The 16,737-nt window shown below is 63.4% G+C and carries 14 protein-coding genes; 7 read left to right on the top strand and 7 right to left on the bottom strand.

Going from position 1 to position 16,737, the window contains the following annotated elements; translation table 11 throughout:
• Both cobT and cobS read right to left on the bottom strand, forming a co-directional pair.
• Nucleotides 1-1,899, bottom strand: coding sequence for a cobaltochelatase subunit CobT (gene cobT / locus E7813_RS11160; RefSeq protein ID WP_291573764.1), 1,899 nt, complete (start codon nt 1,897-1,899; stop codon nt 1-3).
• A gap of 162 nt (nt 1,900-2,061) precedes the next feature.
• Complete coding sequence (gene cobS, locus E7813_RS11155; protein WP_291573762.1) at nt 2,062-3,069, bottom strand: cobaltochelatase subunit CobS; 1,008 nt, start codon at nt 3,067-3,069, stop codon at nt 2,062-2,064.
• A gap of 310 nt (nt 3,070-3,379) precedes the next feature.
• Between cobS and E7813_RS11150 the strand changes: the two genes are divergently transcribed.
• Nucleotides 3,380-4,081 carry a DedA family protein gene (locus tag E7813_RS11150; protein ID WP_291573760.1) on the top strand — a complete coding sequence of 234 codons (702 nt, stop codon included), beginning with the start codon at nt 3,380-3,382 and terminating at the stop codon, nt 4,079-4,081.
• A gap of 3 nt (nt 4,082-4,084) precedes the next feature.
• Here E7813_RS11150 and E7813_RS11145 read toward each other — a convergent pair whose 3' ends face one another.
• Nucleotides 4,085-4,747 (bottom strand): DnaJ domain-containing protein, encoded by a 663-nt coding sequence (locus tag E7813_RS11145; RefSeq protein WP_291573758.1) that lies wholly within the window; start codon nt 4,745-4,747, stop codon nt 4,085-4,087.
• A gap of 109 nt (nt 4,748-4,856) precedes the next feature.
• Between E7813_RS11145 and E7813_RS11140 the strand changes: the two genes are divergently transcribed.
• Nucleotides 4,857-5,132, top strand: a complete 276-nt coding sequence (locus E7813_RS11140; protein WP_291573755.1) for a BolA family protein — start codon at nt 4,857-4,859, stop codon at nt 5,130-5,132.
• A 2-nt stretch (nt 5,133-5,134) separates the two neighbouring features.
• Here the strand turns inward: E7813_RS11140 and E7813_RS11135 are convergent, their stop codons facing one another.
• From E7813_RS11135 to E7813_RS11125, 3 genes are read right to left on the bottom strand one after another with little or no spacing between them, the layout of a single operon-like run.
• Nucleotides 5,135-6,442, bottom strand: a complete 1,308-nt coding sequence (locus tag E7813_RS11135; RefSeq protein ID WP_291573752.1) for an HlyC/CorC family transporter — start codon at nt 6,440-6,442, stop codon at nt 5,135-5,137.
• Nucleotides 6,443-6,461: 19 nt separating this feature from the next.
• Nucleotides 6,462-7,610, bottom strand: a complete 1,149-nt coding sequence (aroB, locus tag E7813_RS11130; protein WP_291573751.1) for a 3-dehydroquinate synthase — start codon at nt 7,608-7,610, stop codon at nt 6,462-6,464.
• Entirely contained in the window at nt 7,607-8,242 is a 636-nt protein-coding gene (locus E7813_RS11125; protein ID WP_291573748.1) for a shikimate kinase, read from the bottom strand. Before E7813_RS11125 ends, aroB begins: the two co-directional genes overlap by 4 nt.
• Before the next feature lie 166 nt (nt 8,243-8,408).
• On the opposite strand from E7813_RS11125, the gene E7813_RS11120 reads away from it, so the two are divergent.
• The 4 genes from E7813_RS11120 to E7813_RS11105 all read left to right on the top strand — a co-directional run bounded on the left by E7813_RS11120 (nt 8,409) and on the right by E7813_RS11105 (nt 12,434).
• On the top strand, nt 8,409-8,555 hold the full coding sequence (locus tag E7813_RS11120; protein WP_291573747.1) for a histidine kinase: 147 nt from the start codon (nt 8,409-8,411) through the stop codon (nt 8,553-8,555).
• Between the two features lie 16 nt (nt 8,556-8,571).
• Nucleotides 8,572-9,546, top strand: a complete 975-nt coding sequence (gene xerD, locus E7813_RS11115) for a site-specific tyrosine recombinase XerD (protein WP_291573745.1) — start codon at nt 8,572-8,574, stop codon at nt 9,544-9,546.
• A 183-nt stretch (nt 9,547-9,729) separates the two neighbouring features.
• Nucleotides 9,730-10,692: an acetyl-CoA carboxylase carboxyltransferase subunit alpha gene (locus E7813_RS11110; RefSeq protein WP_291573743.1), complete on the top strand. Its 963-nt coding sequence runs from the start codon at nt 9,730-9,732 to the stop codon at nt 10,690-10,692.
• A gap of 272 nt (nt 10,693-10,964) precedes the next feature.
• Complete coding sequence (locus E7813_RS11105) at nt 10,965-12,434, top strand: murein L,D-transpeptidase family protein (RefSeq protein WP_291573741.1); 1,470 nt, start codon at nt 10,965-10,967, stop codon at nt 12,432-12,434.
• Nucleotides 12,435-12,517: 83 nt separating this feature from the next.
• Here the strand turns inward: E7813_RS11105 and secA are convergent, their stop codons facing one another.
• A complete protein-coding gene (secA, locus tag E7813_RS11100; protein ID WP_291573739.1) occupies nt 12,518-15,361 on the bottom strand; it encodes a preprotein translocase subunit SecA in 2,844 nt (947 codons plus the stop codon).
• Nucleotides 15,362-15,704: 343 nt separating this feature from the next.
• Between secA and E7813_RS11095 the strand changes: the two genes are divergently transcribed.
• Nucleotides 15,705-16,616, top strand: a complete 912-nt coding sequence (locus E7813_RS11095) for a peptidylprolyl isomerase (protein WP_291573737.1) — start codon at nt 15,705-15,707, stop codon at nt 16,614-16,616.
• The last annotated feature ends 121 nt before the right edge of the window (nt 16,617-16,737 follow it).

Here is a 16,737-nt window from a genome sequence, read left to right as displayed (position 1 = left end):
TTACGAATGCAGCCGCCGCTTGGGGCCTCTTGCCGCGGGCGCAGCGCCCTGGGTCTCGCTGAACAGCTCGGCGAGCTTTTCGGTGATGGCGCCGCCGAGTTCCTCGGCGTCCACGATGGTGACCGCGCGGCGATAATAGCGCGTCACGTCGTGGCCGATGCCGATCGCGATCAGTTCGACCGGCGAACGGGTCTCGATTTCCTCGATGATGTGGCGCAGATGACGCTCGAGATAATTGCCGGGATTGACCGACAGCGTGGAGTCGTCGACCGGCGCGCCGTCGGAGATCATCATCAGGATCTTGCGCTGCTCGGAGCGCCCGAGCAGCCGCTTGTGCGCCCAGTCCAGCGCCTCGCCGTCGATGTTTTCCTTGAGCAGGCCCTCGCGCATCATCAGGCCCAGGTTCTTGCGCGCCCGCCGCCACGGCGCGTCGGCGGACTTGTAGATGATGTGGCGCAGATCGTTGAGGCGTCCGGGATTGGCCGGCTTGCCGGCCGCCAGCCACGCCTCGCGGGATTGGCCGCCCTTCCAGGCCCGGGTGGTGAAGCCGAGGATTTCGACCTTGACGCCGCAACGCTCCAGCGTGCGCGCCAGGATATCGGCGCAGGTGGCGGCCACCGTGATGGGCCGGCCGCGCATCGAGCCGGAATTGTCCAGCAGCAGCGTCACCACGGTGTCGCGGAAGGTGGCTTCCTTTTCGTTCATGAACGACAGCGGATGATAGGGATCGGTCACCACCCGCGACAGCCGCGCCGGATCGAGCACGCCTTCCTCGAGGTCGAACTCCCAGGCGCGGTTCTGCTGCGCCATCAGGCGGCGCTGCAGCCGGTTCGCCAGCCGCGCCACGATGCCTTGCAGATGCGCAAGCTGCTTGTCGAGGTAGCTGCGCAGCCGTTCCAGTTCGTCGTGGTCGCAGAGGTCTTCGGCGGCGATCACCTCGTCGAATTTCGGCGCGAAGGCGTGATATTCCGGACCGCGCGGCTCGTTGGCGCCGCGCGAATTCGGCCGCGTCGCTTCGCCCGGGGTCTCGTCGTCGCCGAGTTCGCCGTCGTCGAAAGTATCCGAGGTGGAAGCCTGCGCGCTTTCCATCGCGCTTTCGGACATCTCATCCGAAGTGGCCTGGGCCTGGTCGGCGCTCATCTCCTGCGCGGCATCGCTGTCGGACGAGCCTTCGGCGCCGGACTGGTCGCTCTCGCCGTCCTGGTTGTCGTCCTGGTTGTCGTCGTCGGACTCGGCGTTGCGGTCGTCGCCGAGTTCAAGCGCCGTCAGCAGGTCATGGACGGCGTCGCCGAACTTGGCCTGATCCTCGGCCAGGCGATCGAGCCGGTCGAGCCGCGCGCCGATCTTGTCTTCCAGCACCGGGCGCCAGAGGTCGACCATCTTGCGGGCGGCGGCCGGCGGCGCAAGGCCGGTCAGGCGTTCGCGCACGAGCATCGCCAGCGCATCCGACAACGGCGCGTCGGCGCGGTCGGTGATCTCGTCGAACTTGCCGCGGTGGAAATGATCATCGAGCATGGCGGTCAGGTTCTTCGCCACCCCCGCCATCCGCCGCGAGCCGAGCGCCTCGACGCGGGCCTGCTCGACCGCTTCGAATACGCCGCGCGCCTGCGGGTTTCCCGGCATCAGCTTGCGGTGCACCTTCGGATCGTGGCAGGCGAGCTTCAGCGCGATGGAATCGGCATGGCCGCGGACGATGGCGGCATCGCGCCGCGTCATCTTGCGCGCCGGCTCCGGCAGCCGCGCCTTGCCGGGCGCCAGACCCGGACGCTCGGCGGCAAACGTCACTTCCAGCTCTGGGGTCTTGGCGATCGCGCGCAGGCACGCCGTCACCGCGCGCTTGAACGGCTCGGTCGGCGCTTCCTTGGCTCCGGTGCGGAACTTGGTGTTGGACGTCGTCATTGCAGCCCTGGTCTCACCGCCGTCATCCCTGCGAAAGCAGGGACCCGTCATCACCGGCGGTCATCTTATTTCCCGGCTCTGGCACTATCACTCTGCCGAGACTTCCCGGCCCATGGGTCCCGACTCAAAGCCGGGACGACATTCGGGAAGCCTCGAGGACACTCAGCTCATCGCCACGTTCACCGAAGATTCGGCGAGCTCGGCGTTGAAGCAGCGCTGGTAGAATTCGGCGACCAGCGGCCGTTCCAACTCGTCGCACTTGTTGAGGAAGGTGACACGGAACGAAAAACCGATATCGGTGAAGATCTCGGCATTCTCCGCCCAGGTGATCACGGTACGCGGGCTCATCACCGTCGACAGATCGCCATTGGCGAAGGCGTTGCGGGTGAGGTCCGCCAGCCGCACCATCTTGTTGACGATGTCGCGGCCCTCCTGGGTGCGATAATGATGGGCTTTCGCCAGCACGATCTCGACTTCCTCGTCATGGGCGAGATAGTTCAACGTGGTGACGATCGACCAGCGGTCCATCTGGCCCTGGTTGATCTGCTGGGTGCCGTGATAGAGGCCGGAGGTGTCGCCGAGCCCGACCGTGTTGGCGGTCGAGAACAGCCGGAACGCCGGATGCGGCTTGATCACCTTGTTCTGGTCGAGCAGCGTCAGGCGGCCGGAGACTTCCAGCACGCGCTGGATCACGAACATCACGTCGGGGCGGCCGGCGTCGTATTCGTCGAACACCAGCGCGATGTTGTGCTGCAAGGCCCACGGCAGGATGCCGTCGCGGAACTCGGTGACCTGCATGCCGTCGCGCACCACGATGGAATCCTTGCCGACCAGATCGATCCGGCTGATGTGGCTGTCGAGATTGACGCGCACGCAGGGCCAGTTCAGGCGTGCGGCGACCTGTTCGATGTGGGTCGACTTGCCGGTGCCGTGATAGCCGGTGACCATGACGCGGCGGTTCTTGGCGAAGCCGGCGAGAATCGCCAGCGTCGTGGCGCGATCGAACCGGTAATCCGAATCGATATCCGGCACATGCGGATCGACTTCGGAATAGGCCGGTACCTCGAGGTCGCTGTCGATGCCGAACACTTGCCGGACCGACACCTTCATGTCGGGCAAACCGGCGGGAGCGGCGGATTCGGGCGCTTTGGTCATGGCGGCGGTCGTCATCAATCCTCCGAGGTCCCGGACGCTACCGAAACCAGATTTGCTTACGTGGCTGCGGATGGGTGCTGGCCGGAACCTATCAGAGAGCCGCGGCCGGCAGAAGCCCGCGGCGCAATCAAAGTTCCGTTGCGTTATCATCAAGATAGGCTCTTGTCGCGGTTTTTGGAAGGCTGCCCTGCGAATCACGCCGTACTTGGCCGCGGCAATTTTGGGCAGCCGCCCGCAAGCCGCGTCGCCATGGCACTTTCCACTCCCGCCGCCGTTTATGTTAGGTCTGCGACCGACCCGGACCGTCGTCCAGCACAGGAATTTTGTGGCCTCATTCATCGACCCCCTGATTGCCTTCGTCTCCTCGCACGCCTGGCTTGCCTATCTCACGCTATTTCTCGCCGCCTTGCTGGAGGCCGTGCCGATCGTGGGCTCGGTGGTCCCGGGCTCGACCATCATCCTGGCGCTGAGCGCGCTGGTTCCGGGCGGCGAATTGCGGCTCGAGAGCGTGCTGGCGGCGGCGATGGCCGGCGCGATGCTGGGCGATGGAACGGCGTTCTGGATCGGACACCGCGCCCAGCGCGAGATCCTGAGTTCCCGCCCGATGGCCAATTACCCGCGCGTGGTCGCGCAGAGCGAGGCGTTCTTTCATCGCTGGGGGGCGCTGGCGGTGTTCTTTGCACGCTTCGTGCCGCCGATCCGGGCCTTTGTGCCGATCACGGCGGGCGCGCTGGGCATGCCGCCCTTGCGCTTTTACGCCGTCAACATTCCGGCGATCCTGCTGTGGGCGCCAGTGCATGTGTTGCCGGGCGTGATGGCGGTGTCGGCGCTCGAATATTACGGCGGAGCCGCCGGCATCGGCGGCCAAGCCAAACACTACTGGATACCGCTGGTGATCGGGGCGGCGTTGATCGTGGCGCTGGGGGTCTGGACCGTCCGGCGCGGCCATGGCGGCGGCGTGATCGAACCTGCGCCGAATCCAGTTCTCACTCCCGGCGATCCCGGCGCACGCCGCGACGGCGCCTAGCCGCTAGCCAGCGCCGCGCACCACGGTCTTGAGGTAATTATAGGCCTTGATGATTTCGATCAGGCGATCCTCGGTGGAGCGATCGCCGCCATTGGCGTCGGGATGATGCTGTTTGACCAGCGCCTTGTATTTGGCCTTGACGATCTCCAGCGTCGCATCGGAGCCGAGCCCCATCACCTGCAGCGCCTTGCGCTCGGCATTGAATATTTTCCTGGTTTCGACCTTGGCCTCGCCGGCAGCTCCGCCCGGACCCGGCCGCCAGCGGCCGCGGCCGTTGAGTTCGCTGAACATGCTGAACGGATCGGAAGCGCCTTCCAGGTCGGCCTCGGGGCTGCCCTTGCCCTTTTTGGCGCTGGTGTTGGCGCCCATCTTCCAGGTCGGCCTATGGCCGGTCAGCGCATCCTTCTGGTAGCGCGCCACCGCATCCGGATTCATGCCGGAAAAGAAATTATAGGACTGGTTGTATTCGCGGACGTGATTGAGACAGAAGTGCCAGTATTCCTTGTCGTTGGCCCGGCCCTTGGGCGCGCGGTGCGGCCCCTTGTTCTTGCAGTCGGGCCATTCGCACATCGCGGATTCTTCGCGCGCCTGCGCCTGCTGCTTCGCGCTCAGCTTGTTGGGCTTGATGCGAATGGAGTCGAAGAATTTTGATGAATCAATCGGCATTGGCTGACTATGACTACGCAATCGATAAGGCTTCAAGTCTTGACATTGCGAAACCCTTTACCCTCGATGCGCCATTGACGAAGCGCGGTGACGGACGTATTGCCCCGCCATGAGCGCCAGAGACCTTATCACAAACAAGTTGCGCGAAGCTTTCTCGCCGGAAAGCCTCGATGTCACGGACGAATCACATCTTCATGAGGGCCATACCGGCCACAGGCCGGGCGGCGAGACGCATTTCAGAGTCCATATCGTGTCGCCGGCGTTCGAAGGGAAGAGCCGGATCGAACGCCACCGCATGATTAATGCGACGCTGGCGGCCGAACTCGCCGGACACGTGCACGCGCTGGCGATCAAAGCGCAGACCCCGGGAGAGACCCGGCGCTGAGTTCAGAACGCCGTGCCGGCGCGCTTGGGCTTTTTCTCCCCGAACTCGGCCTCGCGCGGCACCGCCACGATCCGCAATGCGGTGATCCGGTTGCGCTCGCGGCGCAAGACCCGGAAACGAAAGCCGTGGAATGTGAAACTCTGGCCGCGTTCCGGGATCGAGCGCGCCTCGTGAATCACCAGGCCGGCAACCGTGGTCGCCTCCTCATCGGGCAGGTGCCAGTCCATCGCGCGGTTGAGATCGCGGATCGGCACCGAACCGTCGACCACCACCGAGCCGTCGGGCTGGGCGCGGACGCCGGCCACCACCACGTCGTGCTCGTCGGAGATGTCGCCGACGATTTCTTCCAGAATATCCTCCAGCGTCACCATGCCTTCGACTTCGCCGTATTCATCGACCACCAGCGCAAAGTGGGTCTTGCGGCGGCGGAACGCCTTGAGCTGTTCGGATACCGGGCGCATCTCCGGCACGAACCACGGCGGCAACGCGATGGTCGAAACGTCGATCTTCGAGGTGTCGCCTTCCGAGGCGCGGATGGCGCGCAGCAAATCCTTGGCGTGCAGCACGCCGATGATGTTTTCCGGCTTGTCGCGCCACAGCGGAATCCGGGTGTATTCGGTCGCCAGCACCTCGCGCACCAGTTCTTCCGGAGGCAGGTCGGCGTTGATCATCACCATTTCGGTGCGATGAACCATCACGTCGGAGACCTGAAGTTCGCGCAAATCCAGCAAACCGCCGAACATGTCGCGGTCCTGCTTTTCGACCTTGCCTTCGTGATGCAGCAGGTCGACCGCACCGCGCAAGCGCTCGGTCGGCGACAGCACCGGCTGGTTGGCCCCGATCTTGATGCCCAGCGCTCTCATCAGGACGCGAACGATCGCCTCGATCACCGTGAGCAACGGTCCGAGCAGGTACACCATCAGTTTCATCGGACGCGCGACCAGCAGCGACACCCGGTCCGGCGCGTTGATGGCGATGGTCTTGGGCAGCACCTCGGCGAAAATCACCACCATCACCGTCATCACGGCGGTGGCATAGATCACGCCGACCTCGCCGAACCATGCGGTGAAGATCCCGGTCGCCAGCACCGAGGCGCCGATATTGGCGATGTTGTTGCCGAGCAGCAGCGCGCCGATCATGCGCTCGCGCATAGCAAACAGGCTGGAGACCACGCCGGCCTCGCGATTGCCCTGCTTCGACAGCCGCAGCATGCTGGCGCGCGACGCGCCGGTCAGCGCGGTCTCGCTCATCGAAAAGAACGCCGAGATCAGCAGGCAGCCGATGACGATGGAGAATGTAAGCCAGTCCATGACGTAACGATCACTTTATCTAAATCTTGCGCGCCAGCCTGGCGCTCAGAAAATCACGAACCAGCGAAGGCTCGACGTCGGGAGCGACGACGGCCTCGCCTATGGCCTTGAGCAGGATGAAAGTGAGCCGGCCGCGCTTGACCTTCTTGTCCTGCGCCATCAGCCCCATCAGGGCATCGGCATCGCCCAACCCCTCCTGGCTGAATCCGGCGATGTCCTGCAAATGGGTTGGCAGGCCCACCCCGGCAAGATGGTGCCTGATACGCGCCGCGTCCGCTTCACCGATCATGCCAAGCTGCGCGGAAAATTCCGCCGCCAGCACCATGCCGACGGAAACACCTTCGCCATGGAACAGCCGGTCGGAAAAGCCGGTCGCGGCCTCCAGCGCATGGCCGAAAGTATGACCGAGATTGAGCAGCGCGCGCTCACCGGTCTCGCGTTCGTCGCGCGCCACGATCGCGGCTTTGGCGCGGCAGGAGGTGGCGATGGCGTGCTCGCGCGCCGCCCCTCCGGAAAAAATATCGGCGTGGTTTTTCTCCAGCCAGGTGAAAAACGCCTCATCGCCGAGCACGCCGTATTTGGCGACTTCGGCATAGCCGGCGCGGAACTGGCGCGGCGACAACGTGTCGAGCACGGCAGTGTCCGCGACCACCAGAGCCGGCTGGTGGAACGCACCGACAAGATTTTTCCCGCGCGGCGAATTGATTCCGGTCTTGCCGCCGACCGAGGAGTCGACCTGCGCCAGCAACGAGGTCGGCACCTGCACGAAATCGACGCCACGGCGAAGGATTGCGGCTGCGAAGCCCGCGAGATCGCCCACCACGCCGCCGCCAAGCGCGATCACCAGATCGTTACGCTCGATTTTCGCTGCGATCAGCGCTTCGCTGACCTGCTCCAGCCCGGCATAGGTTTTCGAGCCCTCGCCCTCCTCGACGACGATTCGCGACGTGGCGATGCCTGCTTCCGACAGCGACGCCTCGGTCTTCTCCAGCCAATGCTTTGCGACATTACGGTCGGTAACGATGGCGGCGCGCGCGCCGGGCCGCAAAAATGCGACGCGGGCGCCCAGCGATTGCAGCACGTCGCGACCGATAACGATATCATAGGCGCGCGCGCCGAGCGCGACGCCGACCGTGATGGTGTCGGAATGCTTCAGCGGCGCGGTCACTGTGTTGCGCCCATTTTGTCGGGTGTTCCCTGCGCCGGCGGGGCCGTACCGCACAGCCAGGCGTGCAGGGCCTCGATGCATTCATCGACGATCTTTTCGTGCGGCACGTCGCGCGACCAGATCATCAGGTTGGCGCTCTGATAGACCGGCTCGCGTTCCTCGAGCAGACGCCCGACGGTGGCGGCGGGATCCGCCGTTTGCAATAACGGACGGTCGGCGCGGCGCTTCACCCGGCGCATGATGATGTCGGCATCCGCCTTGAGCCAGATCGAGACCGCCTTGTCATCGATGCGGTTGCGGGTCTCCTCGCGCATGAACGCGCCACCGCCGGTCGCCATCACGCCGGGACCGTTGTCGAGCAGGCGCGCGATCACCCGCGCCTCGCCGTCCCTGAAATACGGCTCGCCATAGGCCGCAAAAATTTCCGGGATCGTCATGCCGGCGTGAGCCAGCTCAATTTCGCTGTCCGCATCGAGAAAAGTCAGCCTTAGCCGTGCCGCCAGCCGCCGTCCGATGGTGGATTTGCCGGCGCCCATCATACCCACCAGCACGACCGAACGCTTTCCCAGAGCCGCCGTAATCTCGGCCTCCTGGGATGCGCTGGCGCCGGCCGGTGAGGCTGTCTCAGGCATCTGATAGCTCTGTCGTTTCCACCATTGTCTGGTTCCACGTCACCTATACTACCCCTGCCGATACCCTTGCCAGAGACTCTTGCAACGGAGTAGCGAACATGGTGGTAGTCGGGGCTCGGCCAACCCCGATGATTTCAATGGTTAATTCGCCGCCTGAGGCTCGTTGATGCCCAGTCTGTTCCGCTTTCTGACGGTCGTCGCTGTGATCGGCGGGATCATCTATGGGACGATTTTCGCGCTGGCGAATTTCGTTAACCCGAAACCGCGGGAAATGACCATCACCGTCCCGGCAGACAAGTTCCTCAAGAAATAGGCGCTAGGGTTGGCGGATGCGTTCCAGCAAGACCTCCGACGCCACGCTTATCAACCTGTTCCTCGACATGCTCGCGGCGGAACAGGGCGCGGGCGACAACACGCTTGACGCCTATCGCCGCGACCTGGCGGATTTTTCGCAATTTCTCGCCTCCAAGGGGCAAGCCTTCAAGGGGCAAGGCTTCGCCGGCGTCGAAACCCAAAGGCTGCGCGATTACCTCGCCGATCTCGAGACCCGCGGCTTCAAGCCGTCGAGCGCGGCGCGGCGGCTGTCGGCGATACGGCATCTGTTTCGCTTTCTGCTGAACGAGCGAATTCGCAGCGACGATCCCGCGGCGATCCTGTCCGGCCCGAAGCGCGGTCGCAGCCTGCCGAAGGTACTGTCAATAGCGGACGTCGATCGCCTGCTGACGCGGGCGAAGTCGTTGACCGAAGCGCCGGGAGCTTCTGCGCAGCACCGGCTTCGCGCGATGCGATTATATTGCCTGCTCGAGGTGCTCTACGCCACCGGTCTGCGGGTATCGGAACTGGTGGCGCTGCCAGCGTCTGCAGCGCGGCGCGACGCCCGCATGATCGTGGTGCGCGGCAAGGGCAACAAGGAACGGCTGGTGCCGCTGAACGAACCATCGCGACAGGCGATGGCCGATTATCTCGCGGCGATGCAAGCGCTCAGGCCCGAGAAAAGGAAAAACGCCGCCAGCTCGAAATGGCTGTTTCCCTCGTTCGGCGAAAGCGGCCACCTGACACGCCAGCATTTCGCGCGCGACCTTAAAGAGTTGGCGGCATTGGCAGGCCTTGCGCCGCGGCTGGTCAGCCCGCATGTGCTGCGTCACGCCTTCGCAAGCCATCTTTTGCACAACGGCGCCGATCTGCGCATCGTGCAGACGCTGCTCGGCCATACCGACATCTCGACCACGCAAATCTATACCCATGTGGTCGAGGAACGGTTGAAGAGCCTGGTGCGCGACCTGCACCCGCTGGCGGAGAAGTAGCGCCGACGGCCGCCTTGACTTCAGCGCCGTCTGCCGCGAAAGAGCCGGTTACCGCCCGCGACCCGCTTGCGCGGATTCCGCAAAAGCGGACCCGATGACGCCAACTAATTGAAGAGACTTGCGTTCTTCGCGCGAACCGGAAACCGCTTCGCTCCCGGGCGCGATCTTACCTATATTGATTTGATGCCGGATCCCATGCGCTCTTACCTTGATTTCGAAAAGCCCGTCGCGGAACTCGATTCCAAGGTCGATGAATTGCGCGCGCTGGCGGCGACCGGCAGCGATATCGGCGACGAGATTTCGCGGGTCGAAGACAGAGCCGCGCAAGCGCTGGCCGACCTCTACGCCAATTTGACGCCATGGCAGAAAACGCTGGTGGCGCGCCATCCGCAGCGGCCGCATCTGACCGATTTCGTCAACGCGCTGATCACCGAATTCACCCCGCTCGCGGGCGACCGCAAGTTCGGCGAAGACGAAGCGCTGGTGGGCGGATTCGGCCGCTTCCGCGGCGAGAGCATTTGCGTGATCGGCCAGGAAAAGGGCGCCACCACCGAATCCCGGATCAAGCATAATTTCGGCATGGCGCGTCCCGAAGGCTATCGCAAGGCCGTGCGGCTGATGGAGATGGCCGACAAGTTCGGCATTCCGGTACTGTCGATTGTCGATTCAGCCGGCGCCTATCCAGGGATCGGCGCCGAGGAACGCGGACAGGCCGAGGCGATCGCACGCTCCACCGATGCCTGCCTGTCGCTCGGGGTGCCCAATATCGCGATCATCACCGGCGAAGGGATGTCGGGCGGCGCCATCGCGATCACGACGGCGAACCGCGTGCTGATGTTCGAGCACGCGATCTACAGCGTGATCTCGCCCGAGGCCGCGTCCTCGATCCTGTGGCGCGATGGAACCAAGGCCCAGGAAGCCGCCACCTCCATGAAAATCACGGCGCAGGACATGCTGCGTTTTGGCGTGATCGATTCGATCCTGAAAGAACCTTCGGGCGGCGCGCATCGCGATCCCGGCGCCATGATCGTGGCCACCGGCGACGCCATCGCGCAAGCGCTCGACGATCTGCGCAATCTCGACCCGGACATGATCCGCAGGCAGCGGCGCCAGAAATTCCTCGATATCGGCCGGAAACTGGGCTGAGTCCGGCACACTTAATTCCTGCGAAATAAGGCGGCCAAAAGCGGCCGCCCACTTTTAATCCACGGCATTTTCATAAATCGGCCATTTCGGCCCCAATTAGGCCCAGACAGCGATATTTAACCCCTGTTGACCATGCCTTCATGGAACCCGCCGCGACACCCTGATCGGCTTGCGAGCCGGGGGGTCAAAGGATAATATTTTACTCAATGGCTTCAGGGCATGGACGCTAAAATCGGGGTGCGGAAATTGCCCGTCGGGGTTGGAGCTTTGCATTGATTTATCGCTCGCTGATTCGCGCGCTTTTCACCTCGGTCGCGCTGGCGGCCGGTGTGCTGCTGGCCGGCTGCAATAGTGACGAAATCTCGCTCGCAACCAACGCCAAGGCCAACCAGCCGGTCTCCCCAAAGCTCGTCGCCGAAATGGAGGCGAAGGACATGGACCTGCAATCGCCGATGCTGGTCCGCCTGTTCAAGCAGGAAGCCGAACTCGAAGTCTGGAAGCAGGATCGCTCGGGCCGCTTCGCACTCCTGAAGACCTATCCGATTTGCCGCTGGTCGGGCGACCTCGGACCCAAGGTCCGCGAAGGCGACCGCCAGGCGCCGGAAGGCTTCTACGCGATCACGCCGGCACAGATGAATCCGCAGTCGGCGTATTATCTTTCGTTCAACACCGGCTACCCCAACGCCTACGACAGGTCGCTGGGACACTCCGGCTCGGAGCTGATGGTGCATGGCGACTGCTCGTCGCGCGGCTGTTACGCGATGACCGACGAACAGATCGCGGAAATCTATTCGCTGGGGCGGGAATCGTTCTTCGGCGGCCAGCGCGCATTCCAATTCCAGGCCTATCCGTTCCGGATGACGCCGATCAACATGGCGAGACACCGCAACAACCCGAACATGCCGTTCTGGAAAATGATCAAGGAAGGCTACGATCATTTCGAGGTGACGCGGCAAGAGCCGAAGGTCGACTTCTGCGAGAAGAAATACGTATTCGATGCCGAGAAGGCGCCGAATGCCAAGCGCGAGCCGGTGTTCGAGGCCTCCGCCAAATGCCCGGCCTATGTCATTCCCGATGAACTCGCCGATGCCGTGCGTGAAAAGCAGCAGGAAGACCAGGCCGAGACGGCCAAGCTGATCGCGCGCGGAACGCCGGTCGCCCAGATGAACACCGGCATCGATGGCGGCATGAACAGGGTGTTTGCCTCCAAGCTGCCCGACGGCAGTACCGGGTTGTCGGAAGGTGGCGAAGGTCAGGGACTGTCGCTCTCGGTGTTTGCCCGCGCGCCCGGCACCATTCCGTCCCACGTCAATCCGCCGCACGGACCCGTGACGTCTCCGAGCGAGCCGCTTGTGGCTTCGATGGCGCCGGCCACCGCACCGGCCCCGACGACGCGGGTGGCGTCCACCGCACCGGCGCCGCAATCCGACGATGGCTTCTTTAGCAGCCTCGCTCGCAAGGTGGGGTTCGGCGGCACCGCGGACGCTACCGCGAGCACGCAGCCTATTCCGCCGGCACCGGCGAAGCCGAAAATGGCTGAGGCCAAGCCGCCACGCCCGCAGGCGTCGATCCCCAAAGCTTCGAAGACCTCCGACACCAGGCAGGCCACCGCCCGTCCGCCGCTTAAGCCGTCGCTTTCGGACGGGCCCGCCGCGCCCGCCGCCAATGATACCTTGGTCGCCGGCTCACAGCCGATCGTGCCGGCCAATTCGTTCGAGAGCCGCTTCTCGGCGGTGAAGTAAAAGAGTTCGGCACTTTCCGAAAGATTACGTCGTCGCTGCTCATGCAGGAACGGCGACGACGCGTTGAGACGCGTTATTCGCGCTCACACATACTTGCCGTGGCAGTGCTTGTACTTCTTGCCTGAGCCGCACGGACAATCCTCGTTGCGGCCGACCTTGCCCCAGCTTGCGGGATTCTTCGGATCGCGGCTCGGGCCTGCGGGGGCCGCGGGCACCAGCGAGGCATTGGCGAACGCCATCTCGTCCTCGCCGGTATTCGGATCGAGCTTGTGCGCTTCCATCGGCGGCAATGCCGGCTGCTGATCTTCCGGCGGCACGATTTCGACCCGCATCAGTTGCGCCGTCACCGCCTCGCGCAGATGCGCGATCATCGCCTCGAACAGCGCGAATGCTTCCGACTTGTATTCCTGCAAGGGATCGCGCTGGCCGTAACCGCGCAGGCCGATCACCTGACGCAGATGATCGAGCATCACGAGATGCTCGCGCCAGAGCTGATCGAGCGTCTGCAGCAGAATAGTCTTCTCGACATAGCGCATCACGTCGGGGCCCCACTGCGCCACTTTCGCCGCCATGTGTTCGTCGACGCGCTGCTCGATGCGCGACAGCAATTCCTCGTCCGCGATGCCCTCTTCCCTGGCCCATTCGTCGACCGGCAGGTCGATGTCGAGCACGCGCTTCAGATCTTCCTTCAACTCGGCGACATGCCACTGCTCGGCATAGGCGTGCTCGGGAACGTGCTTGGTGACGACGTCCTCGACGAAGGCGCGGCGCATGTCGGTGACGGTTTCGGCGACGCTCTCGTCCTTCATCAGGTCGATGCGCTGGTCGAAAATCACCTTGCGCTGGTCGTTCTGGACGTTGTCGAACTTCAAGAGGTTCTTGCGGATGTCGAAGTTGCGGGCCTCGACCTTCTGCTGCGCCTTCTCCAGCGCCTTGTTGATCCAGGGATGGATGATGGCCTCGCCCTCTTTGAGGCCAAGCCGGGTCAGCATGGTATCGAGCCGGTCGGAGCCGAAAATCCGCATCAAATCGTCTTCCAGCGACAGGAAGAATTTCGAACGTCCGGGGTCGCCCTGGCGTCCGGACCGGCCGCGCAACTGGTTGTCGATGCGACGCGATTCATGGCGCTCGGACCCGATGATGTAGAGCCCGCCCGGCCGGGTCACGGTCTTGGCCGGTTTGTTGCCTTTCGCCGGCTCGACCTCGATGAGGTCTTCCGCCTTCAGCACGATGTCGCGGAAACGCTCGACGTCGGCTTTGATGCGCTCGATCTTTGCAGCCCTCTCGGCTTCGTCGGTAATTCCCGCGGTTTCGTGCTGGATCCGCATTTCGAGCGAGCCGCCGAGCTTGATGTCGGTGCCGCGGCCCGCCATGTTGGTCGCGATCGTGATCGCGCCGGGCACGCCGGCTTCCGCGACGATATAGGCTTCCTGTTCATGGAAGCGCGCGTTCAGCACCGCGAACAGCTTGGCAGGCTTGCCCACGCGGGCTGCGGCGTAGAGTTTCTCCATCGCATTTTCGTTGCCAAAATCGATTTGCTTGTAGCCATGCTTCTTCAGGTATTCGCCGAGCAATTCGGACTTCTCGATCGAGGCGGTGCCGACCAGCACCGGCTGTAGCCGCTGGTTGGCGCGCTCGACCTCGGCCATGATGGCGGCATGTTTTTCGTCCTGGGTGCGATAGACCTCGTCGTCCTCGTCGAGCCGCGCCACCGCCACGTTGGTCGGAATTTCCACCACTTCGAGCTTGTAGATGTCGAACAGTTCGTCGGCTTCGGTCGCCGCGGTGCCGGTCATGCCGGCGAGCTTCTCGTACATCCGGAAATAATTCTGGAACGTGATCGAAGCCAGCGTCTGGTTTTCCGGCTGCACCGGCTGGTGCTCCTTGGCTTCCAGCGCCTGATGCAGGCCTTCCGAGTAGCGCCGGCCCGGCATCATGCGGCCGGTGAATTCGTCGATGATGATGACCTCGCCGTCACGGACGATGTAGTCCTTGTCGCGCTGGAACAGCGAGTGCGCGCGCAGCGCCTGGTTGATGTGGTGAACGACCGAGACGTTCTCGACGTCGTAAAGCGAGTCGCCCTTGAGCTGGCCGGCATCGCGCAGCAGGGTTTCGATCTTCTCCATGCCGGCTTCGGTCAGCGACACCGCGCGCTGCTTCTCGTCGACCTCGTAATCGGTGATCTTCTCGAGCTTCGGCATGAAGGTGTCGATGGTGTTGTAGAATTCCGAACGGTCGTCGAGCGGGCCGGAAATAATCAGCGGCGTGCGCGCCTCGTCGATCAGGATCGAATCGACTTCGTCGACGATGGCGTAGAAATGGCCGCGCTGGACCATGTCCTCCAGCCGGTACTTCATGTTGTCGCGCAGATAATCGAAACCGTATTCGTTGTTGGTGCCGTAGGTGATATCGCGCGCATAGGCATCCTTGCGCTCGGCGTCGTCGAGGCCGTGGACGATCACGCCGGTGGTCATGCCGAGAAAGCTGTAGATCTGCCCCATCCATTCGGAGTCGCGCCGGGCGAGGTAGTCGTTGACGGTGACGACGTGAACGCCCTTGCCAGCCAGCGCGTTGAGATAGACCGCCAGCGTCGCGACCAGCGTCTTGCCTTCGCCGGTCTTCATCTCGGCGATGTCGCCTTCGTGCAGCACCATGCCACCGATCAATTGCACGTCGAAATGCCGCTGGCCGAGCGTGCGTTTGGCCGCCTCGCGCACGGTGGCGAAAGCGGGCACCAGGATGTCATCGAGGGTTTTGCCGTCGGCCAGCTGCTTTCGGAATTCGCCGGTGCGCGCCTTCAGCGCTTCGTCCGAAAGTGCCGCGACCTCCGGCTCCAGCGCATTGATGGCGTCGACGCGGGGCTGATAGCCCTTGATCCGGCGATCGTTGGGAGAGCCGAAAAACTTGCGGGCGAGCGCGCCGATCATGCCAGATTCCTGTCTTTGCGGTTCGGCGTTGCAGCCATGACGTATTCCACCAGTCTGCCTATCAACTCATCGTGACGCATTGCGGCACCGGCCCCGACCGGGGGTATCCGCCAAATGAGTGGGAATTGCGCAATCCGAGGTTCAACGGCCAAAACGCAGCCAAAAACACGCCATCGCCATTGACTTAGGTCGCGCAGAGATATGGCTGGGCCGGAGGCTTGTCAACGGCGCGAACCGTCAAGGATTTCATCATTTTGACAGACTTTTCGCGTTGCCAAGGCCACACGATTGGGCGAGTGTCCCGCCGCTCCGAGCAGCCCATCTTTCAGGATAAGGATTTTCCATGACCACTTCGTTCCAGGAAACGAAAACCGGCCTGCGCTTTGGCCTTGCCGCAGCCGCCGCGACGGGCTGTCTTGCGATGGTTCTGTTCGCAAGTCCCGCGGTACGTGCTGAAGACGCCAACCCGGTGCTGGCCAAGGTGAATGGCGCCGAGATCCGCCAAAGCGACCTTAGCCTCGCGGAAGACGAGCTCGGTCCCAGCCTCGCCCAGATGGACCCCGCGACCAAGAAGGAAAACGTGCTGTCGTTCCTGATCGACATGAAGATCGTCGCCAAGGCTGCGGAAGCCAAGAAAATCGAGGACCGCGACGACTTCAAGGCCCGTCTCGCCTTCACGCGCAGCCGGCTCCTGATGGACAATCTGCTGGCGATGGAAGGTAAGGCCGCGACCACCGACGAAGCCATGAAGAAGGTCTACGAGGAGGCCTCCAAGCAGATCAGCAGCGAACAGGAAGTTCACGCCCGCCATATCCTGGTCGACACCGAGGACGAGGCCAAGGCGGTCGAGGACGAACTCAAGAAGGGCGCCGACTTCGCCGAACTAGCCAAGAAGAAATCCAAGGATCCAGGCGCGTCCGATGGCGGCGACCTCGGCTTCTTCACCAAGGACCAGATGGTGCCGGAATTCTCGGCCGTCGCCTTCGCGCTGGAGCCGGGCAAGATCTCCGATCCGGTGAAGTCGCAGTTCGGCTGGCATGTCATCAAGGTCGAGGAAAAGCGCGACCGCAAGCCGCCGGAGTTCGATCAGGTCAAGACCCAGATCGAAACCTATGTGACGCGCAAGGCGCAGGCCGATTACGTGGCCAAGCTGCGCGAAACCGCCAAGGTCGAGCGCATGGACCAGGCCGATGCGACGCCGAAGCCGGAGGCTGCCAAGCCCGCCGACTCCAAGATGGCCCCTGCCAAGAAGTAAAAATCTGCTGTCGCTTCCTCGAAGCCGGTAGTATCTAGAGGCGTCATGGCCGGGCTTGTCCCGGCCATCTACGTCTTGAAGCCTCCCCGAGCAGAAGAGACGTGGATGGCCGGGACAAGCC

It is taken from the genome of Bradyrhizobium sp., assembly GCF_004799405.1.
Taxonomy (GTDB): Bacteria; Pseudomonadota; Alphaproteobacteria; order Rhizobiales; family Xanthobacteraceae; genus Bradyrhizobium.
The sequence above is the reverse complement of the archived record's forward strand: the minus strand, read 5'-3'. Positions and strand labels throughout refer to the sequence as shown.